Below are 16,893 nucleotides of genomic sequence, written 5' to 3'. Positions count from 1 at the left end.
CTTGGAAACATATCTCTGGCTACGTTCTTTAGCTTTGCTCACATTAGAGTTGCACGGCAGGAGCTGCGATCATGCGCACTATACTGATCCTTAACCCTACCTCGGGCGCCTCAAACCTGGCCTCGAATGGGACACAACAGCATACATCTGAAGAAGTTGAGGCGATTATTGTCGACGCATTACGCACGCATGGGCTTGAGCCAGAAGTCTGGCATACTACACCCGACGATCCAGGAGAGGGCCTGGCCAGGCAAGCCGCCCAGGAAGGTGCAGATATAGTTATCGCTGCCGGAGGGGATGGAACCATTCACGCCGTCGCCAGCGGTGTGCTCAATACATCCAGCGTCCTGGGCATTATCGCCACTGGCACTATGAATAACCTCGCGCGCAGCCTTGGCATTCCAAATACCATCGCCGAGGCGTGCGAAGTGATTGCCAGGGGAACGACGCATCCCATCGATGTAGGCCAGATCAACGACCATATCTTTCTCGAAGTTGCTGGCGTCGGCCTGGAGGCCGAACTGTTCCCGGCTGCCGAAGAGATTAAGAGCCAGGGGTTTGCTTCAACCCTACGCGGCATTAGAGATGGCCTGAAGGCCTTGTTTGCTTTTCAGCCCATAAAATTTCTTATCTCATTTGATGGGCGCAGAAGCCGAACCTACCGGGCTCTCCAGATCACTATCTGCAATTCACCTTATTATGGCGCGCGCCTACGCTTCGCCCCTATGGCCATCATGGATGATGGCTTATTGGATATCCTCATTTACAAAAACTTTAGTAAACTAGAATATATTCGGCATGCAATCTCGATCAGCCAGGGCCAACGACCCCTTGAGCCAAAGATGACGCGGCGAAAAATTAGATCTTTATACGTATCTGCCGAGCAGCCTGTCGAGGTCCATGCCGATGGCATCCCTTGCGGACATACTCCAGCAACGATTAGTATTCTAGCAGGAGCCTTGCAAGTACGCATTCCTGAGCAGATTGCCAAAAACTCCGCTATGGATAGCCCGGCCTTAAAGCAAAAAAATTATCAAAAGCCTTTACACAATAAAACTTACCGTCAACAGAAAGGATCGCTGAGTGTCAGATAAGAGAGATAACACCAGGACAGCCGAAACGGCGCCAAAGCCAGCCTTACCACAGGTTAATTTGCCCGATATCTCGGCAACAGTAGAACCAGTTGTAGCCGAGGCCCAGCGCGTTGCCGCTCAGACCTCCGTCTCCGGTCGTAAAGCAGTCTCACGCGGGACAATGTTTCTCGCCTTCTATCTCTGGCTGCTCTCGGGAGCCGTCATTCTTTCCCTTATTGCCCGACGTACCCAGTTCTTTCCTGGTGATCTTTCAATTACTGCCCGCCTGCAAAAGAATCGCAATCCCTGGTTACGCGGCTTCTTTTTTACAGTTTCAGAGATTGGCTTCGCCAAGTTCGCAGCGCCCTTAACGCTGGGCATAGCGGGTATTTTCTGGGCCCTACGTTTCCGGCTAGAAGCGCTCTTTATCCTCCTCACTTCGACCTCAACTATTCTCAATGCGCTGGTCAAACGTATCATTAAGCGCCCTCGTCCGACGCAAGAACTTGTAGCAGTAGCACGCGTTATCAATGAGCCAAGCTTTCCCAGCGGCCACGTCATGCACTATACTAATTTCTTTGGTCTCCTTATCTACCTGCTTGCCACTAACTGGCGTTCGGGACGGCTGCGTAACATCTTAATAGCCTTTTGTACGGCACTTATCATCTGTATTGGTCCTTCACGCGTCTACCTTGGCGCTCATTGGCCCAGCGACGTTGTGGCGGGCTACATCTATGGGGGCCTCTGGTTCACCTGGATTATAGCCGTATACCTTAGAATTAAGGCCTGGCTGCATCCCTCAACCGGCAAAACTCCACCTGAAGCAGTCAAGCCACTCCAACAGCCTGGGGATGAAGAGTAGTTAGAGCTCGCCAATCCGCCTTTTCCACTTATACTTTAAATATCCTGCGGAGCGAGGCAGCATAGGCAGCTGCGGTCTACTACCTGTTCGCGCTCTGCCTCTGAGCCGCGCAATGCCAAATCTCACACGCCTGGATCTAGATGCTCCAGGCGGCTAGTTGCCCCTGGAGCAATATGAGTCGCAGATCACAGTAAGGCTTCCTATGCCGGCGCATACCCTGTTACTGCTGTCAATGTTTATTCGCTCATTACATCATCACTCCATATTTCACATTATTAGAATGATTTATCCATTCACCATAAATTAAAAAACGCTTAATTTTTTATTGATGACTTGCAATCGGTTTTTGCATCTTCTATTCTATATCTGTTAGCAGTTCAATCTTCCCACATCTCACTAAATAGATGCAATATAGGAAGGAGCATCGCATGGGAACTATTACTAGTTGGGGTGCCGCAATTGTCACCTCCATTACTAGCGCACTAGGACTTCTCTTTTCATTTGTCCCAAAATTACTTGGCTTCCTCGCCATCCTGATCATTGGTTTAATTGTGTCAGCCTTACTAGAGAAAGGTGTAACTTTACTTCTACGCAAAGCAGGTTTTGACAACTTTGCGCATAGAATCGGGCTGACGCGTCTGGAACAACGGACAAACATAAACCTTAACCCGTCAGTTGTCCTGGGAAAGATTGTTTACTGGTTCGTACTGCTAATCTTCTTGATCCCGGCGATCAATTCACTCGGCCTGACAACTATTAGCAATATCTTAACCCAGATCATTGCCTACATCCCTAACGTCTTTGTGGCCGTCTTGATCCTTTTCCTGGGCACCCTGGCCGGCACATTCGTGGCTGATATCATCAAGGGAGCCACCGGCGCAGCTCGTATGGGCAGTCCCAACGTGCTTGCCAACATCGCGCGCTTTGCCATCATTGCCTTTGCGGCCATCATCGCGCTGGAGCAACTGCAAATCGCGCCCTCTATCCTTAACATTCTCTTTACAGCAGTCGTGGGAGCCTTAGCTCTGGCCTTCGGCCTGGCCTTTGGCCTTGGCGGTCGAGAAACAGCTCAACGCTGGCTGGCACGGGGAGAAAATCAGCTCTCGAATACGTCACAAATGGGCACTGCACCAGCCACGCCGCCAAATATGAATCAGGGTAGGACTGAGCAACCGCGCAATCGCGAGTATGCTTAAGTTCCTGCCTCAAACGAGTTCTCTATTGAGAACAATGAGGATCGCCAAGAGAACGCCAGAATAGCTTACTTATGAAGCTACTGGCTTGCAGGACTACTAAGGAATTTTAGGGCCTCTTAAGTCCTGCACACATGCAAAAAAGCCCGGGGCAATAGCTTTGACTATCATCCCCGGGCTTTGTACAAAGATCTTATACTTCTACCTGTACCCCACGCCAGAACGCTACATAATCCTTGATCTGGCTGGCCGCTTCCTTGGGCTCAGGATAATACCAGGCCGCATCCTCATTTACTTTGCCGTCTACTTCAATGTTATAGTAGCTCGCGAGGCCTTTCCAGGGGCAGGTAGTGTGCGTATCGCTAGTTTTGAAGTACTCACGCTTGACAGAATCGGGAGGGAAATACTGGTTTCCCTCTACAACCACACATTTGTCGCTTTCAGCCAGCGTTGTTCCGTTCCAGGTAGCTTTCGGCACTGCTGCAAAGTCCTTTCAAATTATCCTTTACCACTCCTTTTTATGGAGGAGTATCAGGGTCAGTCTTATCACTACTAAGTATCATTTTACGTCATTCAGTAGCATTATAGCATCCCCTTAGCCTGACAGTACAGTTTTCTCATGCCTTTTCGGCTCTTTTGACTTCCTTTTCACAAGCTTAACTATCCGTTAACATTCCCATAACACAGCAGAGATATAGTGAAAGTGTAGTAATTTATATCCTTAGCACACATCCTTAAAGCAGGGAGTGAAAATCTAACTTTATGGTAGTAGAAGAGAATCCACGGACTGAGCTAGCAACTGATGTAACCCGGTCCGTGTTAGAGACGCTTGATAACAGTAAACTCTCAAGTTTTCACTGGAAAGCAATGATCACTTCAGGCATGGGGTTCTTCACAGACGCTTATGACCTCTTCATTATTGGCGTTGCCCTGGCCGTTCTTACTCCGCTCTGGCATCTCAGCTCACTTGAGATTTCCTTGATCGGTAGTACGTCACTCCTTGCAGCAGCATTTGGCTCGGTCATTTTCGGCCGCATCGCAGACTACATCGGACGCAAACGTATCTATAGCGCCACTTTGCTTGTGCTGGCTGCCGGCGCGATTGCCTCGGCGCTCTCACCAAATCTGCTATGCTTGCTGATCGCACGCTTTATCCTGGGGCTCGGCATTGGCGGAGATTATCCACTGAGCGCAACCTTGATGAGCGAGTATGCTAACCGTAAAGACCGCGGCAAATTGATTACTATGGTCTTTTCGATGCAGGGCCTTGGCCTTATTCTCGGCCCTCTGGTGGCAATTCTCTTGCTTATCTCAGGCCTCAATCACGATATCACCTGGCGCCTCATGCTGGCCCTTGGCGCTATTCCAGCCCTGGCTACCTTCTATTTGCGCAATCAGATAGCTGAAACACCGCGCTTTGCCCTTATGATGCAGGGCGAGGCTGAGGAAGCAGCAAATACGGTTGCCACTACAGTTCAGGGCAAGCGAGGCCAGGTGTCAAAGCAGGTCAAGCAGAGCACTGCTGCGCGCAAAGAGCCGCAAAAGAAGCAGTCCTGGCTCTATGTTCTCTTTCAGCCGCGCTATCTGCGCTGGCTCATCGGTACAGCGGGCGCCTGGTTCTTGCTGGATATCGCCTATTATGGCACCACTATCTCAAGCCCACTGGTTCTCAAATCGCTTAATTCGCAGGCCAATCTTGTCACCGATATGGTCTATACCCTGCTCATCTTCGTAATCGCGGCACTGCCCGGCTATATCCTGGCGGCCTTCACGATAGATCGCCTGGGGCGCAAATGGATACAGTGTGTGGGCTTCGGCATGATGACCCTGGCTTTTGGTTTGCTAGCGGTAGCGCCGAGCCTCACGACGATCACGCTACCGTTCCTGCTGATGTACGGCTTGAGCTACTTCTTCACAGAGTTTGGACCAAACGTGACAACCTTTGTCTATCCTGCCGAGATTTTCCCGGTGATGGTCCGTAGCACTGCCCACGGCCTCTCCGCAGCGCTCGGCAAGGTTGGCGCCTTTATCGGTGCGTTCGCCTTCCCTTACTTACTAAACACCTTCCATCTGCCTGGCGCTATGGCCTTTGCGGCGATCATGTCGGTTATCGGACTCGTGCTGACGCTCTCAACGCTGCCAGAGCCCAACGGGCGCTCCCTTGAAGAGATCTCCGATGAGCACGCGGTACTGGCAGCCCACAAAGAGAAAGAGCGCATCGCTTGATACTATGCCTTCGCGTATAGCAGAAAGGACCCGGATCGAAAGAAGCTAAGCCGGGTCTTTTCTTTTATCTCCGGCCTTATTTAGAGGCGTGCAGGCAGGCACCATTTAAGCAGCGGCACAATCTGCTCTACAACCGCGAGATGATCATAGTAACCACGCTGCCACTGGATAAGGCCTTCCTGCAGCCTGAAGATACTCACGCCCTCAACCTTAAAAGGGCGGGCAAAGCAGCGCAGGCCAGCCAGGCGCGGACCATGGCCGCGGGTCGTCCAGGCTACTGCTGCTTGCTCCGGCGCAATCAGGACCGGCTCCTGCGGCATGTAGGCAATCGTGGGCATGCTGTAGAAACGTCGGCTAAACCAGCGCTCTATCTCAACGCGGCCACGGCGGGGATAGCGCATGCCGGAATCAAATAGTTCAGCATCATCGGCGTAGAGAGCGGTAATGGCCGCGACGTCATGGGCATTAAAAGCTTCAATCCAGGCGCGGACCGGCAATGGCAACTGCGCCTGAAGCTTTTCACTTACCTGCATTATTTCTTCCCTTTCCGGCAAAAGCACTCATCCATAGATGTTTGCGCTCTAGTAGTAGCACCTTTATCTCTGGCTCGCTTGTAGAATATAATATTATACAAGACGACAGCGACGCATTCATCTCTACCGCTGGCCTGCAAGCATTGCTAGTTCTGCTTTTGATAGGATCAGGAGGATTTATTGAGTGCTCATTCGCAACGCTGGGTTGACGACGCTACATTTCGCAAAGATGTTAGCTACCTTGAATCGCTCTGGCAAAGGAGGCCTGTCGGCTCTCTGGATCTGCCAATTCTTGATCTGGGGCAAGGGGAACCTCTGATCTTTGTGCCAATTCTTGAGCATCTCGAATTTGTCTATGCTCGTCAGATACGCTCTTTTAGCAAGACGCGCCGCGTCATTCTCTATCGACGCCAGGAAACACGTTCTGTTCCTATGGGGCTGGCAGCACGTGTTGCCGAGTTAGATGAGGTGCTTACAAGTCTGGATATCAAGCGGGCGGACTTTGTGGGCCATGGGGATGCCGCAATGGTTCTGCTGGCTTTCGCCTTGCGCTATCCAGAACGCTGCCGCTCCCTTACGATTATTGCGCAAGGCGCCGATTATCGTATCTCTCCTCACCCGCTTATCTGGTGGCTGCACGAACTGTTCTTACACCTACCCATCGAGCATATACTCCCCGCCCCATTGCTGCGACGTATGGTTATTAAGTATATTACGGCCCATAGTAAAACCAACGGAACCAGCGCAGAAGTTGCCGCACTTCCACGCCATCTCATTGAGGAACAATTTCGTAAGATCAGGCAATGGCCAGCGCTCTATAAGTTCTCAGTGCTGCCAATTATCCATTCTTTCGATATCAGTGATAGGCTCCAGCAGCTTACCATGCCCATTCTTTTGCTCAATCGTCCCGACGATGTACTCTCTCCTCTGCTCAAGACAAACTTGTTCTCAGCCCAATTACCAGCCTGCGCCGGATATCACATTATCGCCGGGAGAGAGCGCTTCTTTATGTATGCTCAGGCAGACGAGGTGAACCAGCTTCTTGAGGGCTTTCTCACCTCTATTCAATCTGAAGAGAGCCAAAAGTCAGGAGCCCAATAACACCTTTCCTGACTAGTTACGAGCAGCGTCTTGAGAGACATTTTCAGGAGGGCATCAACGATGAGATACATGCACGATCAGGCGCGTCGAGTAGTAATTACAGGTCTGGGAGTGGTTGCTCCCAATGGGATTGGGCGAGCGAAATTCTGGCAAGCATGTATCGCCGGTCGCTCTGGTATCCGAGCTATCTCACGCTTCGATGCCCACGAGCTCTCATCGCGTATAGCCGGAGAAGTTGACTTTTTCGAACCCGGGCAATTCGATCTGACTAAGGATGAGACAAGGCGGCTGGATCGCGGCACACAGCTGGCTCTAGCCGCCGCAAATCTCGCCATCCAGGATGCCGCGCTCTCAGCTCCGCCTAGCCTGGAGGAACGAGACAAGACTGGCGTCTATATTGGCTCAACCATGGCCTATGTAGAAGAGGGCGAGCGAATCTGGACCGAGCTGACCAGCTATGGCTCACACCCACCAGCTTTTTCCGACGAAACCCATGCTCCCGCCAGCACGCTAATGACTCATGCCTCCGCCACAAGCATTGCCGCCCATCACCAATTTCATGGCCCCTGTATGGTAATTGCGACGGGCTGCTCGGCCGGAGCCGACGCGATTGGTGAGGCCTATCGTACCATTCAGGATGGATATGCGGAACGCATGCTGGCCGGAGGAACCGATTCGGCGCTTTGCCCAATCGGGCTGGGCGCATTTTGTGTCATGGGGGCAGTAAGCACGGCCTACAATGAGGACCCGGCCCGGGCCTCGCGTCCTTACGATGGGAAGCGCGACGGCTTTGTGATGGCAGAGGGAGCCGGCGTCCTCCTACTAGAGGAGCGTTCTTTGGCTCTGGCTCGCGGCGCTCATATCTATGCCGAGATCATTGCTTTTGCCTCAAACAGCAACGCTTTCCACATGACAGCTCTCCCCGCAGATGGCCAGCCTTTACAACAGCTCCTGCTTCTGGCCCTGGCCGAGAGCCAGATCAAGCAGGAGCAGCTAGACTATATTAATTCGCACGGTAGCTCAACTCTGCCCAATGAGCTGGCGGAGACTGCAGCTTATAAGGCCATCTTTGGCGAGCGGGCCTATCACATTCCGATTAGCGCCACTAAATCGATGATTGGCCATACGCAAGGTGCAGCCAGCGCCATCGAAGCTATCGTAACGGCCTTGGTTCTGGATCAGCAAATTATTCCTCCTACGATTAACCAGGAGCAGGCAGACCCGCTCTGCGATCTTGATTATGTCCCCAATGTAGCTCGTCCGGCAACGGTAAATGTTGCGCTGACGCATTCAAGTGGTTTTGGCGGCGTCAATAACGCACTCGTTCTGGTGCATCCCGAATGGATAACATATGAAGGTATATAGTACACAACGTCGGGTCGTCATTACTGGTCTGGGAGCTATTGCGCCCAATGGGATCGGCAAAGAGAGCTTCTGGCATGCCACGCAGCGAGGCATCTCAGGAATCAGTTGCGCACCGGCTGCTGGAACTGTTGACTCCGCAGTTCCAGCCTTGCCTGCAGGCTATGTAACAAACTTTTCTGGCGAACAGTACATCGAGCGCAAATTGCTTAAGCGGACAGATCGCATGACCCAGCTTGCCTTCGCCGCGCTTCAGGAAGCGCTCGCCGATGCCCATCTCACAGAAGATGTGCTAGACCCTCAACGTACCGGCCTGGTGATCGCCAATACGATGGGCGGAGTTGGCTACGTTCTCAAGCAACTCCAGGCCTTATATACGCGTGGGCCGCGCGCCATCAGCGCCTATACGGCCATCGCCTGGCTAAACGTAGCAACGGTTGGACAGGCGGCAATTCAGTACGGCATTCAGGGTTATTGCAAAACGCCTGTCAATGATAGCGCCAGCGGACTTGAAGCGCTGGGCATGGCATATAGAGCGCTTCGCCGGGGCAGTGCTGACATTATTCTAGCCGGCGGGTGCGAGGCTTTTCTCTATCCCCTGGTTTTGCGCGTCATGGCCTCTCAAGGAATTTGTGTTCAGGGCAGCGATCCAAACGCTTATCGACCCTTTGATAGGCGGGCCGGAGGTTTACTTATGGCCGAAGGGGCGGGTATCTGCATCCTTGAGGACTATGAGCACGCCCACAAGCGGGGAGCTACTATTTATGGCGAGATAGTTGGCTTTGCCCAGACAAACGATGCTCACGGGCTCCAGATGCCCTCCGCCGATGGAACCTACTATGCGCGGGCTATCTGCCAGACTATTGAGCAAGCTAACATCCAGACAGAGGAAATTGCTTACTTTAGCCTGGATGGCCGCGCCGTGCCTTCCTCGGACCTGGGAGAAGCTCAGGCTTTACGGCTTGCCTTTGGCACGGATCTAGCGCAGATACCGGTTAGCGTGCCACGGACAAGCATAGGCCACAGCTATGCCGCAGCCGGCGCTCTGGATACAATTACCGCCCTGCAGGCGCTCGCTGCGGGTCTCATTCCACCTACTACCAACTGTGAGGAACTGGACCCGCGCTATCCCTTGCAAATGGTAAGAGAGACGGCTCAGGCTCTCCCCGCATCCACACACGCTCGCCAGGTTGTACTTCTGGGCGCGCGCAGTATAGGCGGCAGCAATCTGGTACTGGCTTTGCAAAAAGGGGAGACTGCATGAATAGCGCAAAGGATGCGCCGCTTTCCACGAAACTGGACAATGCGGTTTCTGTCATTATCGTAGGCGCCGGGCCTAGCGGCCTGGCGGCGGCCAATCTGCTTGGCCTGTACGGCATTGAGACCTTACTGCTCGAACGCCACGACGGCCTGAGCACCTATCCTAAAGCCATCACGATTGATGACGAAGGGTTGCGCATCTGCCAGGCCATGGGATTAGCAGAGGCAGTGCTTGCCGATACTCTCTCCGACCTTGAAGTACATTACCTGGCCGGCAAACAGTATCTTGCCCATGTTAAGCCTCGCAGCCACCGCAATGGCTATTCGCTCATCTCGACTTTTTACCAGCCAGCGTTTGAGGCTGCGCTACTTCAGGGCCTGACGCGCTTTCCACACGTTACTGTCCTGTTTGGGCATAGCGTTGAAGCCTTCGCCCAGAATGGGCAGGGGTTACAAGTCCATGTGCGCGCTCCTGATGGTACAAGATTGCACATCCCCTGCACCTACCTGCTGGCCTGCGATGGTGGAAAAAGTATGCTGCGGCAAGCTCTTGGCATCAGCCTATTGCCCTTATCCTGGCTATTACCAGCGGGACTACCCAGTGCAGATAGAGGCCACAAAAAAAGGCCTTATGGGCAACGCTGGCTTGTCGTCGATTGCCACAACGATGAAGACAGCTCACCCACAGCAATCTTTTTTTGTAACCCCAGCCGTCCAACAGTTACCTTAGCAGCGCCACATGGTCATCGCCGCTGGGAATTTATGCTGCTTAAAGGCGAACGAGAAGAAGACTTGCTGCAGGACGATAATATTTATGCCCTGATCAAGCAAGCAAGAATGCAACAAAAAGAAGTTACGCATGTCGAATATAGCTCCCCGCCACAGATTATGCGCAGTGCCGTATATACCTTTCATTCAGCCCTGGCAAACAGTTTTGTCAGGGGAAACGTTTTCTTGCTGGGCGACGCGGCCCACCTCATGCCTCCCTTCAGCGGTCAGGGCATGAATAGTGGGCTGCGCGACGCTCACAACCTGTGCTGGAAGCTGCAAGCTGTCCTGCAAGGACAAGCGAGCTCCCGCTTACTGACAAGCTATCAGCAAGAACGCAAGCCTCACGCGGCCCAGATGATTCGCTTCTCCGCAATCCTCGGCAAGCTCATCATGCCTACCTCTCATTCGTTAGCTTTTCTGCGCGATACCTTCTTGCGCAACGTTCAGCATATTGCTCCGCTCCGCCACAGTATCACAGAAATGCGCGTCAAACCGGCGCCACGCTACGCTCAGGGCTTTCTCTTGCCAGCGAAAGGAAGGTACAGCCGCCACATCACCGGCCAGTTGCTCCCCCAGCCCTATGTACTGCTCCCAGAAGGCAGACGTGTGCTCTGCGACGAAGTTTTGGGACCAGGTTTTGCCCTGCTTAGACTATATGAAAATCCCAGCGAGGCCTTTAGTCATTTCACCCACGCCATCTGGCAAGGCCTGATCGTCCGTTTCGTCTGTGTAATGCCTCTGGATACGCCGCCAGACCGCCTGACAAACATGCAAAAAGAGCATGAAAAGACTATGCCGATTATCGATATCGAGGGCAAACTTGCTGAATTTCTCGGTCAGCAACACAATCTCTGTGTGCTGGTCCGCCCCGACCGTTATGTGATGGGAGCGTTCGCCAGCGAGGACGCTGATAGGTACGCGCAGCTCTCAGGCCAGTTGCTCCAGACTAAATGAAGTCACGCTCATACGAGAGGGTTTTACCTGACCACAAGGAACCCTGCTTAGCGGCTAGCCACGCAAAAATCGCGCCACAAGCTGATTAAATTCGTCTGGCTTCTCCATATTCAGCGCATGGGCAACGTCTGCGAACATTGTCAATTCTGAGCCAGCGACCTGCTTATGTAGCTGCTCTCCCAGCCTATGAATATCGCTTGTGTCTTTGTCCCCAAGGATGATTAAAGTTGGAACCTGTATCTCGCGCAAACGCCCGATGGCTGGTGGCTCTAGCTCATGGATGTCAAGCATATGCGCGCCCTGGGCAATAGCACGCGTTGTCATCGCCCTTGTACGCTCGCGTAGCTCAGGATCTACTTGCTCGGCATCCCGATACGGACCATAGACCCACATGCGCATAAATACTTCGACGGTCTGGGCCAGGTCTCCTCGCGAACTGGCTTCCCCAAACTCTACAAAACGCTGATTGGTCCACTCATCGACAAATTCGCTGCCACTTATACCAGGTGAGACTGCTACCAGCTTACGCACCATCTCGGGATGAGCAATTGCCATATCTATTGAGATGCGTGCACCCCCTGAGAGGCCAACCAGGGAAGCCCGGGAGATATGCAAGGCCTGCAATAGTCGATAGAGATCCTGGTAATGAACATATGGTTCTGCTGATGGTAAGCTCTCACTTCTCCCCGAGCAGCGAGCATCGTAGCGAATAACCTGATAGTGCCGGGCAAAGAAAAGAAACTGTTCTTCCCACATACGCCCATCGAGACAACCGCCATGTAAAAAAACCAGCGGCTCGCCTTCGCCGGCAAGCTCATAATAGAGTCGAGCGCCGGGAACTTCCACAAATCCTGTCTTGACCAGCTCATCGTTAAGCATAAAAGCACGCTCCTTATCCAAGGCTACAGAATTGATTTACTATCTTGCAGGGACTCTATCAGACCTTGCGCTGACTCACAAGACGTTTCTTTGCTCGTTCCCTACGATTTTTTGCTCAGGCAGTTGAGTCAATATATAACCATGTTCGCGCAAGAGGCGCAGCTGTGTCGCGCTTTGGCCAAAGCTTGCCGAGCAGAGATCTGAAAGGCGGCGCGCCGAGCCCAGTCCACTACTGAAGGCAATCTCTTCGAGCGATAAGCGCGTCCCCATGAGCAGATGCAGAGCATGGTTAAGCCTGCGCTGCCTCAAATACTGGCCGGGTGTCATGCCTGTCTCTTGCTTAAAGCTGCGCGTGAAATGAAAAAGACTCAGCCCAACGCGCCGCGCCATACTTTTCGGGTTGAGCTCTTCACAGGTAAACTCAGAGCGTAGCAGCTCAAGCGCTAGAGCTATAGGTGAGCTGACCGAGGCTGAGTTAAGGGTAACCTCTGCAGTGCGAAGCGCCAGACCTGCCCTCTGTGGCTCGGAGGTGACGGCCCTGAATAGATCAATCAGGGCTACGTGAAAGAGGAGCGACAATACATAATTGCTGGTTTCAGAGGGATTACTAGCCTCTGTGAGCAGGCGGCGAAGAGTCGCTTCAAGTTCTCCTGGTAGAGGGATGACGGCGGCATGAGGCAAATCTCGCTGAGGAGCAATTTTTTGCCACAATCCCTGTACCAGAGGAGGCGAGAAGAGACAGAAGATAATTTCCATACGTCCGCTGGCTCGGTGAGCATGCAAAAGTGAGGGGCTCGTCCAGATCAGCGAGCCGGCTGGAGCCGGATAACACTCGTCATTGATCAAGAGATCGGCCCGGCCCTGACAAATAAACCAGAGCATATAGACATCATCGAGATGAGGCGGAGTAATGCCATTGGCTTCTACAGGAGGCACGTAACAAAGCAAGCAATCCTGATTATGCCAGAGGGTAATTGGTAATTGTCGCCAGGCGTGAAGGTAATCAATTTGTCTCTGTAGCAAAATTTCTCTCAATTCCAGCTCTTCCTCTATTATTATATGCCATCGGTCAAACGGCACACATCGTCCAAATGGCAGATGTTTTACAGGCTCATTTTGCGTATTCTATCAGTAAGCTTGTAGTATGCTAAACTGCGCCTGGAGGATAGTATGTCTGACCCAGCAAATTTGCAGGCCGCTCTGTCCCATGTTCTTTGGATCGGTGGTTCGCCTTGCGCCGGGAAATCTAGCATTTGTCTGGCTCTGGCTAGAATGCATGTTTTTCCCGATTATCGTCTTGATGCGATGCAGCGGGATCACGCCAGACGCCGTATCGCCAACGGCGACCGGGAATTTGCTGCCTTTCTTGCCAAAAACATGGACCAGCGCTGGCTGCAGCCCACAGTTGAAGAGCTCGCGCAACAGGCGATTCAGTCCTGGTCTAAGCTTTCGCCTCTTACCATCGAAGATCTTATGCTTCTTCCCAGGGAACCGTTACTCTTAGCCGAGGGCAATTTCTTTCCCGAGGCCTTGATACCTTACCTTTCCAGTCCACATCAAGCCATCTGGCTCATACCTACCGACGAGTTCTGTGCCCAGGTGCGCAAAAAACGTTTTGCCGATCAGGAGATACGTCGCCAACGAGCCGGCGTTCAGCATGGTTTAAGCAGTAGCGATGAGTTTGTACGTAAGCTTATCGCGCGCGATTGCCTGCTCGCTCAGTATGTGAAGCAGCAGGCGCAAGATCTCCGTGTACCCTTCTATGAAGTGGATGGCAAGCGTTCGCTCGATGAGATGATTGCTCTGGTCGAGCAACATTTTACACCACACATCGCTGAACGCTTCAAACACATGGGATCTCTCTAGTTACTTTCTGCTCTTCAGCATATAATTGGAGAGTCGCGAATAAGCAATAGATAACATTGAAGGAACTTTATAATGCAGGAGAGACCTGATCCACAAGCCATTCTACAAGCCCTGGAATGGCCCAGCGCTGTAGTTAGCGCACCTGTCTCGGGTGGAACAGATACGCTCATCTGGCGTATTGAGAAGGCAGGAAAAAACTATGCCTTGCGCGTCTACCAGCCAGGCCAGCACGAGACTTGTCGGCGCGAAGAAATCGTCATGGCAACGGCTCGTGCGGCTGGCTTACCGGTACCCGAGGTACAAGCAGTTGGCAGCTGGCAGGATTATCCAGTGCTTTTGCTGAGCTGGTTACCAGGTAGGACCCTGGCAGAAGAATTGCAAATGCATCAGGGAGATGCTTATCATCTCGGTTTGCTTGCCGGTTGTATGCAAGCTAAGCTCCACAAGCTGGCAGCTCCCACGCTTCTTAGCCAGCAACCATACGCCTGGATTAACTGGAGTGGTCCTATCGACAGCACCCTGGAAGCGCGTCTACAGGCTTGCTCACGGCAGAACCATACTTTGCTACATCTTGATTATCATCCCTTCAACCTGCTAACCGATGGCACGCATATCACGGGGATAATAGATTGGCGCAATGCTCAGGCCGGAGACCCGCGCGCAGATTTCGCCCGCACCGCCGCTATGTTCCTCATTGAGGGAAGCCGGCTCCAGCCCAGCCAGGCCTCACTCAGGGCCTTTATACGTGGCTGGCGCGCAGGCTACACCCAGGAGCATGGAAGGCCCGAAGAGCTAAGCTTGTTTTACGCCTGGGCCGGCGAAGTCATGGAACGCGACCTGGCCTCAAAACGTAGCCCAGAGGAGCTCGCACGCATTCATAACTGGACCCAGAAATGGAAGCGGCGCGCGAACTTATTCTGAGCACATAACAAGCTGGTCAGGCATTATGGTCATGAACGACAAGCCGTTGATTGGCTACCGCATAGACAGCGAGAGCAGAATCAATAATGCTCTGAGTTTGCTCTGGATGGCGCTCAGCATAAGCACAGAGCTGCTGACAAAAGGCTTTCCACATCGTATGCGCATTTTGTGGACCATAGCTCCTAAAGAAGGCGCTGCCGCTATCCTTATCGATATGCAAGGCGTCCTCGACGATACGCGCCAGATATTGTCCACCCAGCGTCGAGCCCTCAACAACATAGAGCAGGCCCAGAGCCTGGGGAATCGAGGTAACCTGATATGTCTCTCCCTGGTAACGGGGCAAGGCATCTATCACGTCCTGGCTATCGCCAAGAATGCGCAGATCTTTTTCTAACCATTGACTCTTTTTTCTCTCTGCCAGCGAAAGATTTACTTCCTGCCAACCATCCAGCTGTTCAATATGCTCATAGACGGCATCGAGCGGCTTATAAAAGCCGTAATAGGACTCCAACAAACGGCGATAGGCCAACAGATCCAGCCCTTCGCGGGTAAGGTAGCCTGTCGTACGCTCGTCTAGCTTCTCATGCTGCGCTCTGGTAGCATCAACGATTAGCTCGGTAATCGGTTTGACCAGTTGCCCACTATTCTGTGCGCTCATAATAAATATCTCCTGTCTCTCTCACGTTAAGTCAAATTTGACTCAATGCTTAGAATGATCCTAAGAATTTCTTACTTGTAGCTTATTTGCTTATGGCCTGACTTTTAACTTAATGTTAAGTCAAAGCTGACTGAGCGGACATGGGAGAGTTCACACATCATGCCAGGTATGTGAAAAGAGGTTACGCTTGCCCGTACAATCAAGTCAGCTCTGACTTAATTATAGGACAAATTTTATGGAGTTACAAGGGCTATAAATAGATTAGGAAGCGTGGCACTGAAGCTGAGGAGCTATTCTGAGTCACCTTCATAAGGCCCGTTGTCTCAATCTGCAGGGTCACAAGCGTCTCTAGCGTACATCTGCATCCTCCCATTTCAGCAATTCCTCAAGTTTCTCCAGCGTATTCGAGGCTGGATCTGGCAGCCAGATACACAATCTTAGATTAAGATGGGTACTGACTTGAAACGACAGATGCTCGAAGACCAGACGTCCAACCTGGGGATGTTTAATCTCCTGAGAGGGATCTGTTACCGTACGCACATTATGCTGGGGCCACCACTGGCGAAATTCTGGGCTGACGCGTTCAAGTTCGTCTACCAGGCGAACCACGTCTGGATCATCGACAACGTGCCTTGACTTCGCCCGAAATACGGCAAGAGCCTCTTGAGCGTAATCCTCCCAGCCAACCAGGCGTTGGCGAAACGTACTCTCGACAAAACCGAGCCAGAGAATATTGCGTTCATGCTCTGGTAGAGCGCTAAAATCGCCAAAAACTGCGCAGGCGGCACGGTTCCAGGCCCGGATATCGCAGGCGGGTCCAGTGATGATCGCGGGATTCATTCCCTGGCTGTCGAGCAGACGCTGAAGCAAGGGATCAAGCTTTTCCCGCTTCTCCTGCCGCTCTACAGGAGCTGGCGCGTCGAGATGATCCGCAAGTTGCAAGAGGTGCAGGCGTTCATCGGCCGAGAGCCGAAGAGCATTGGCGATACTCTCTAGCACAGAGCGAGAGACGTGCAGATCTCGGGCCTGCTCTAGCCAGGTATAATACGCCACGCTCACGCCAGCCGCCAGGGCTACCTCTTCACGCCGCAAGCCGGGTGTACGGCGGCGTCCTCCCGCTGGCAGACCAATTTGGGATGGGGAGAGACGTGCGCGCCGGGTGCGCAAGAAATTGGCAAGCAGGGCCCGACGTGATTTGTTAGTTACTACTACCACAATCTGCTTCCTTCCTCAA

At 52.6% G+C, this 16,893-nt stretch carries 16 protein-coding genes; 10 read left to right on the top strand and 6 right to left on the bottom strand.

Annotation, left to right across the window (positions count from 1 at the left end):
• Positions 1 to 71: 71 nt before the first annotated feature.
• The 3 genes from EPA93_RS38605 (at position 72) to EPA93_RS38595 (ending at position 3,131) form a co-directional block, all read left to right on the top strand.
• Complete coding sequence (locus EPA93_RS38605) at positions 72 to 1,094, top strand: diacylglycerol/lipid kinase family protein (protein ID WP_129892629.1); 1,023 nt, start codon at positions 72 to 74, stop codon at positions 1,092 to 1,094.
• Entirely contained in the window at positions 1,084 to 1,935 is an 852-nt protein-coding gene (locus EPA93_RS38600) for a phosphatase PAP2 family protein (RefSeq protein WP_129892628.1), read from the top strand. Before EPA93_RS38605 ends, EPA93_RS38600 begins: the two co-directional genes overlap by 11 nt.
• A 428-nt stretch (positions 1,936 to 2,363) precedes the next feature.
• Complete coding sequence (locus tag EPA93_RS38595) at positions 2,364 to 3,131, top strand: mechanosensitive ion channel family protein (protein WP_165423689.1); 768 nt, start codon at positions 2,364 to 2,366, stop codon at positions 3,129 to 3,131.
• Between the two features lie 190 nt (positions 3,132 to 3,321).
• Here the strand turns inward: EPA93_RS38595 and EPA93_RS38590 are convergent, their stop codons facing one another.
• Positions 3,322 to 3,606, bottom strand: coding sequence for a DUF427 domain-containing protein (locus EPA93_RS38590; RefSeq protein WP_129892626.1), 285 nt, complete (start codon positions 3,604 to 3,606; stop codon positions 3,322 to 3,324).
• Positions 3,607 to 3,890: 284 nt separating this feature from the next.
• Here EPA93_RS38590 and EPA93_RS38585 point away from each other — a divergent pair, with 284 nt between their 5' ends.
• Positions 3,891 to 5,354: an MFS transporter gene (locus EPA93_RS38585; RefSeq protein WP_129892625.1), complete on the top strand. Its 1,464-nt coding sequence runs from the start codon at positions 3,891 to 3,893 to the stop codon at positions 5,352 to 5,354.
• A gap of 80 nt (positions 5,355 to 5,434) precedes the next feature.
• On the opposite strand, the gene EPA93_RS38580 is transcribed toward EPA93_RS38585, so the two are convergent.
• The gene (locus tag EPA93_RS38580) at positions 5,435 to 5,887 is read right to left on the bottom strand and encodes a nuclear transport factor 2 family protein (RefSeq protein ID WP_129892624.1); all 453 of its coding nucleotides are present in this window, start codon (positions 5,885 to 5,887) and stop codon (positions 5,435 to 5,437) included.
• Between the two features lie 180 nt (positions 5,888 to 6,067).
• On the opposite strand from EPA93_RS38580, the gene EPA93_RS38575 reads away from it, so the two are divergent.
• From EPA93_RS38575 to mhpA, 4 genes are read left to right on the top strand one after another with little or no spacing between them, the layout of a single operon-like run.
• Positions 6,068 to 6,988, top strand: a complete 921-nt coding sequence (locus EPA93_RS38575; protein ID WP_129892623.1) for an alpha/beta fold hydrolase — start codon at positions 6,068 to 6,070, stop codon at positions 6,986 to 6,988.
• A 60-nt stretch (positions 6,989 to 7,048) separates the two neighbouring features.
• A complete protein-coding gene (locus EPA93_RS38570) occupies positions 7,049 to 8,353 on the top strand; it encodes a beta-ketoacyl-[acyl-carrier-protein] synthase family protein (RefSeq protein ID WP_129892622.1) in 1,305 nt (434 codons plus the stop codon).
• Positions 8,340 to 9,614, top strand: coding sequence for a beta-ketoacyl-[acyl-carrier-protein] synthase family protein (locus EPA93_RS38565; protein ID WP_129892621.1), 1,275 nt, complete (start codon positions 8,340 to 8,342; stop codon positions 9,612 to 9,614). The genes EPA93_RS38570 and EPA93_RS38565 overlap by 14 nt, the downstream gene beginning before the upstream one ends.
• Positions 9,611 to 11,335, top strand: coding sequence for a bifunctional 3-(3-hydroxy-phenyl)propionate/3-hydroxycinnamic acid hydroxylase MhpA (gene mhpA, locus EPA93_RS38560; RefSeq protein ID WP_129892620.1), 1,725 nt, complete (start codon positions 9,611 to 9,613; stop codon positions 11,333 to 11,335). Before EPA93_RS38565 ends, mhpA begins: the two co-directional genes overlap by 4 nt.
• A 54-nt stretch (positions 11,336 to 11,389) precedes the next feature.
• Here mhpA and EPA93_RS38555 read toward each other — a convergent pair whose 3' ends face one another.
• Positions 11,390 to 12,214 (bottom strand): alpha/beta fold hydrolase, encoded by an 825-nt coding sequence (locus EPA93_RS38555; protein ID WP_129892619.1) that lies wholly within the window; start codon positions 12,212 to 12,214, stop codon positions 11,390 to 11,392.
• Positions 12,215 to 12,289: 75 nt separating this feature from the next.
• On the bottom strand, positions 12,290 to 13,249 hold the full coding sequence (locus EPA93_RS38550; protein ID WP_129892618.1) for an AraC family transcriptional regulator: 960 nt from the start codon (positions 13,247 to 13,249) through the stop codon (positions 12,290 to 12,292).
• 135 nt (positions 13,250 to 13,384) lie between these two features.
• Between EPA93_RS38550 and EPA93_RS38545 the strand changes: the two genes are divergently transcribed.
• Both EPA93_RS38545 and EPA93_RS38540 read left to right on the top strand, forming a co-directional pair.
• The gene (locus tag EPA93_RS38545; RefSeq protein ID WP_129892617.1) at positions 13,385 to 14,080 is read left to right on the top strand and encodes a hypothetical protein; all 696 of its coding nucleotides are present in this window, start codon (positions 13,385 to 13,387) and stop codon (positions 14,078 to 14,080) included.
• Positions 14,081 to 14,152: 72 nt separating this feature from the next.
• Positions 14,153 to 15,001: a phosphotransferase family protein gene (locus tag EPA93_RS38540; protein ID WP_129892616.1), complete on the top strand. Its 849-nt coding sequence runs from the start codon at positions 14,153 to 14,155 to the stop codon at positions 14,999 to 15,001.
• Between the two features lie 16 nt (positions 15,002 to 15,017).
• On the opposite strand, the gene EPA93_RS38535 is transcribed toward EPA93_RS38540, so the two are convergent.
• The gene (locus EPA93_RS38535) at positions 15,018 to 15,659 is read right to left on the bottom strand and encodes a biliverdin-producing heme oxygenase (protein WP_129892615.1); all 642 of its coding nucleotides are present in this window, start codon (positions 15,657 to 15,659) and stop codon (positions 15,018 to 15,020) included.
• A gap of 348 nt (positions 15,660 to 16,007) precedes the next feature.
• Positions 16,008 to 16,874, bottom strand: a complete 867-nt coding sequence (locus tag EPA93_RS38530) for a helix-turn-helix transcriptional regulator (RefSeq protein ID WP_165423688.1) — start codon at positions 16,872 to 16,874, stop codon at positions 16,008 to 16,010.
• Between the last annotated feature and the right edge of the window lie 19 nt (positions 16,875 to 16,893).

The sequence above is a fragment of the Ktedonosporobacter rubrisoli genome (assembly GCF_004208415.1).
GTDB lineage: Bacteria > Chloroflexota > Ktedonobacteria > Ktedonobacterales > Ktedonobacteraceae > Ktedonosporobacter > Ktedonosporobacter rubrisoli.
Note: the sequence above shows the minus strand (reverse complement) of the source record. Positions and strands in the feature narration are given on the sequence as shown.

What these genes read in the sequence shown, in the direction of transcription:
- EPA93_RS38605 (WP_129892629.1), top strand. Translation starts at nt 72, where the DNA reads ATGCGCACTATACTGATCCTTAACCCTACCTCGGGCGCCTCAAACCTG.
- EPA93_RS38595 (WP_165423689.1), top strand. Translation starts at nt 2,364, where the DNA reads ATGGGAACTATTACTAGTTGGGGTGCCGCAATTGTCACCTCCATTACT.
- EPA93_RS38535 (WP_129892615.1), bottom strand. Translation starts at nt 15,659, where the DNA reads ATGAGCGCACAGAATAGTGGGCAACTGGTCAAACCGATTACCGAGCTA.
- EPA93_RS38540 (WP_129892616.1), top strand. Translation starts at nt 14,153, where the DNA reads ATGCAGGAGAGACCTGATCCACAAGCCATTCTACAAGCCCTGGAATGG.
- EPA93_RS38580 (WP_129892624.1), bottom strand. Translation starts at nt 5,887, where the DNA reads ATGCAGGTAAGTGAAAAGCTTCAGGCGCAGTTGCCATTGCCGGTCCGC.
- EPA93_RS38565 (WP_129892621.1), top strand. Translation starts at nt 8,340, where the DNA reads ATGAAGGTATATAGTACACAACGTCGGGTCGTCATTACTGGTCTGGGA.
- EPA93_RS38545 (WP_129892617.1), top strand. Translation starts at nt 13,385, where the DNA reads ATGTCTGACCCAGCAAATTTGCAGGCCGCTCTGTCCCATGTTCTTTGG.
- EPA93_RS38555 (WP_129892619.1), bottom strand. Translation starts at nt 12,214, where the DNA reads ATGCTTAACGATGAGCTGGTCAAGACAGGATTTGTGGAAGTTCCCGGC.
- EPA93_RS38570 (WP_129892622.1), top strand. Translation starts at nt 7,049, where the DNA reads ATGAGATACATGCACGATCAGGCGCGTCGAGTAGTAATTACAGGTCTG.
- mhpA (WP_129892620.1), top strand. Translation starts at nt 9,611, where the DNA reads ATGAATAGCGCAAAGGATGCGCCGCTTTCCACGAAACTGGACAATGCG.
- EPA93_RS38585 (WP_129892625.1), top strand. Translation starts at nt 3,891, where the DNA reads ATGGTAGTAGAAGAGAATCCACGGACTGAGCTAGCAACTGATGTAACC.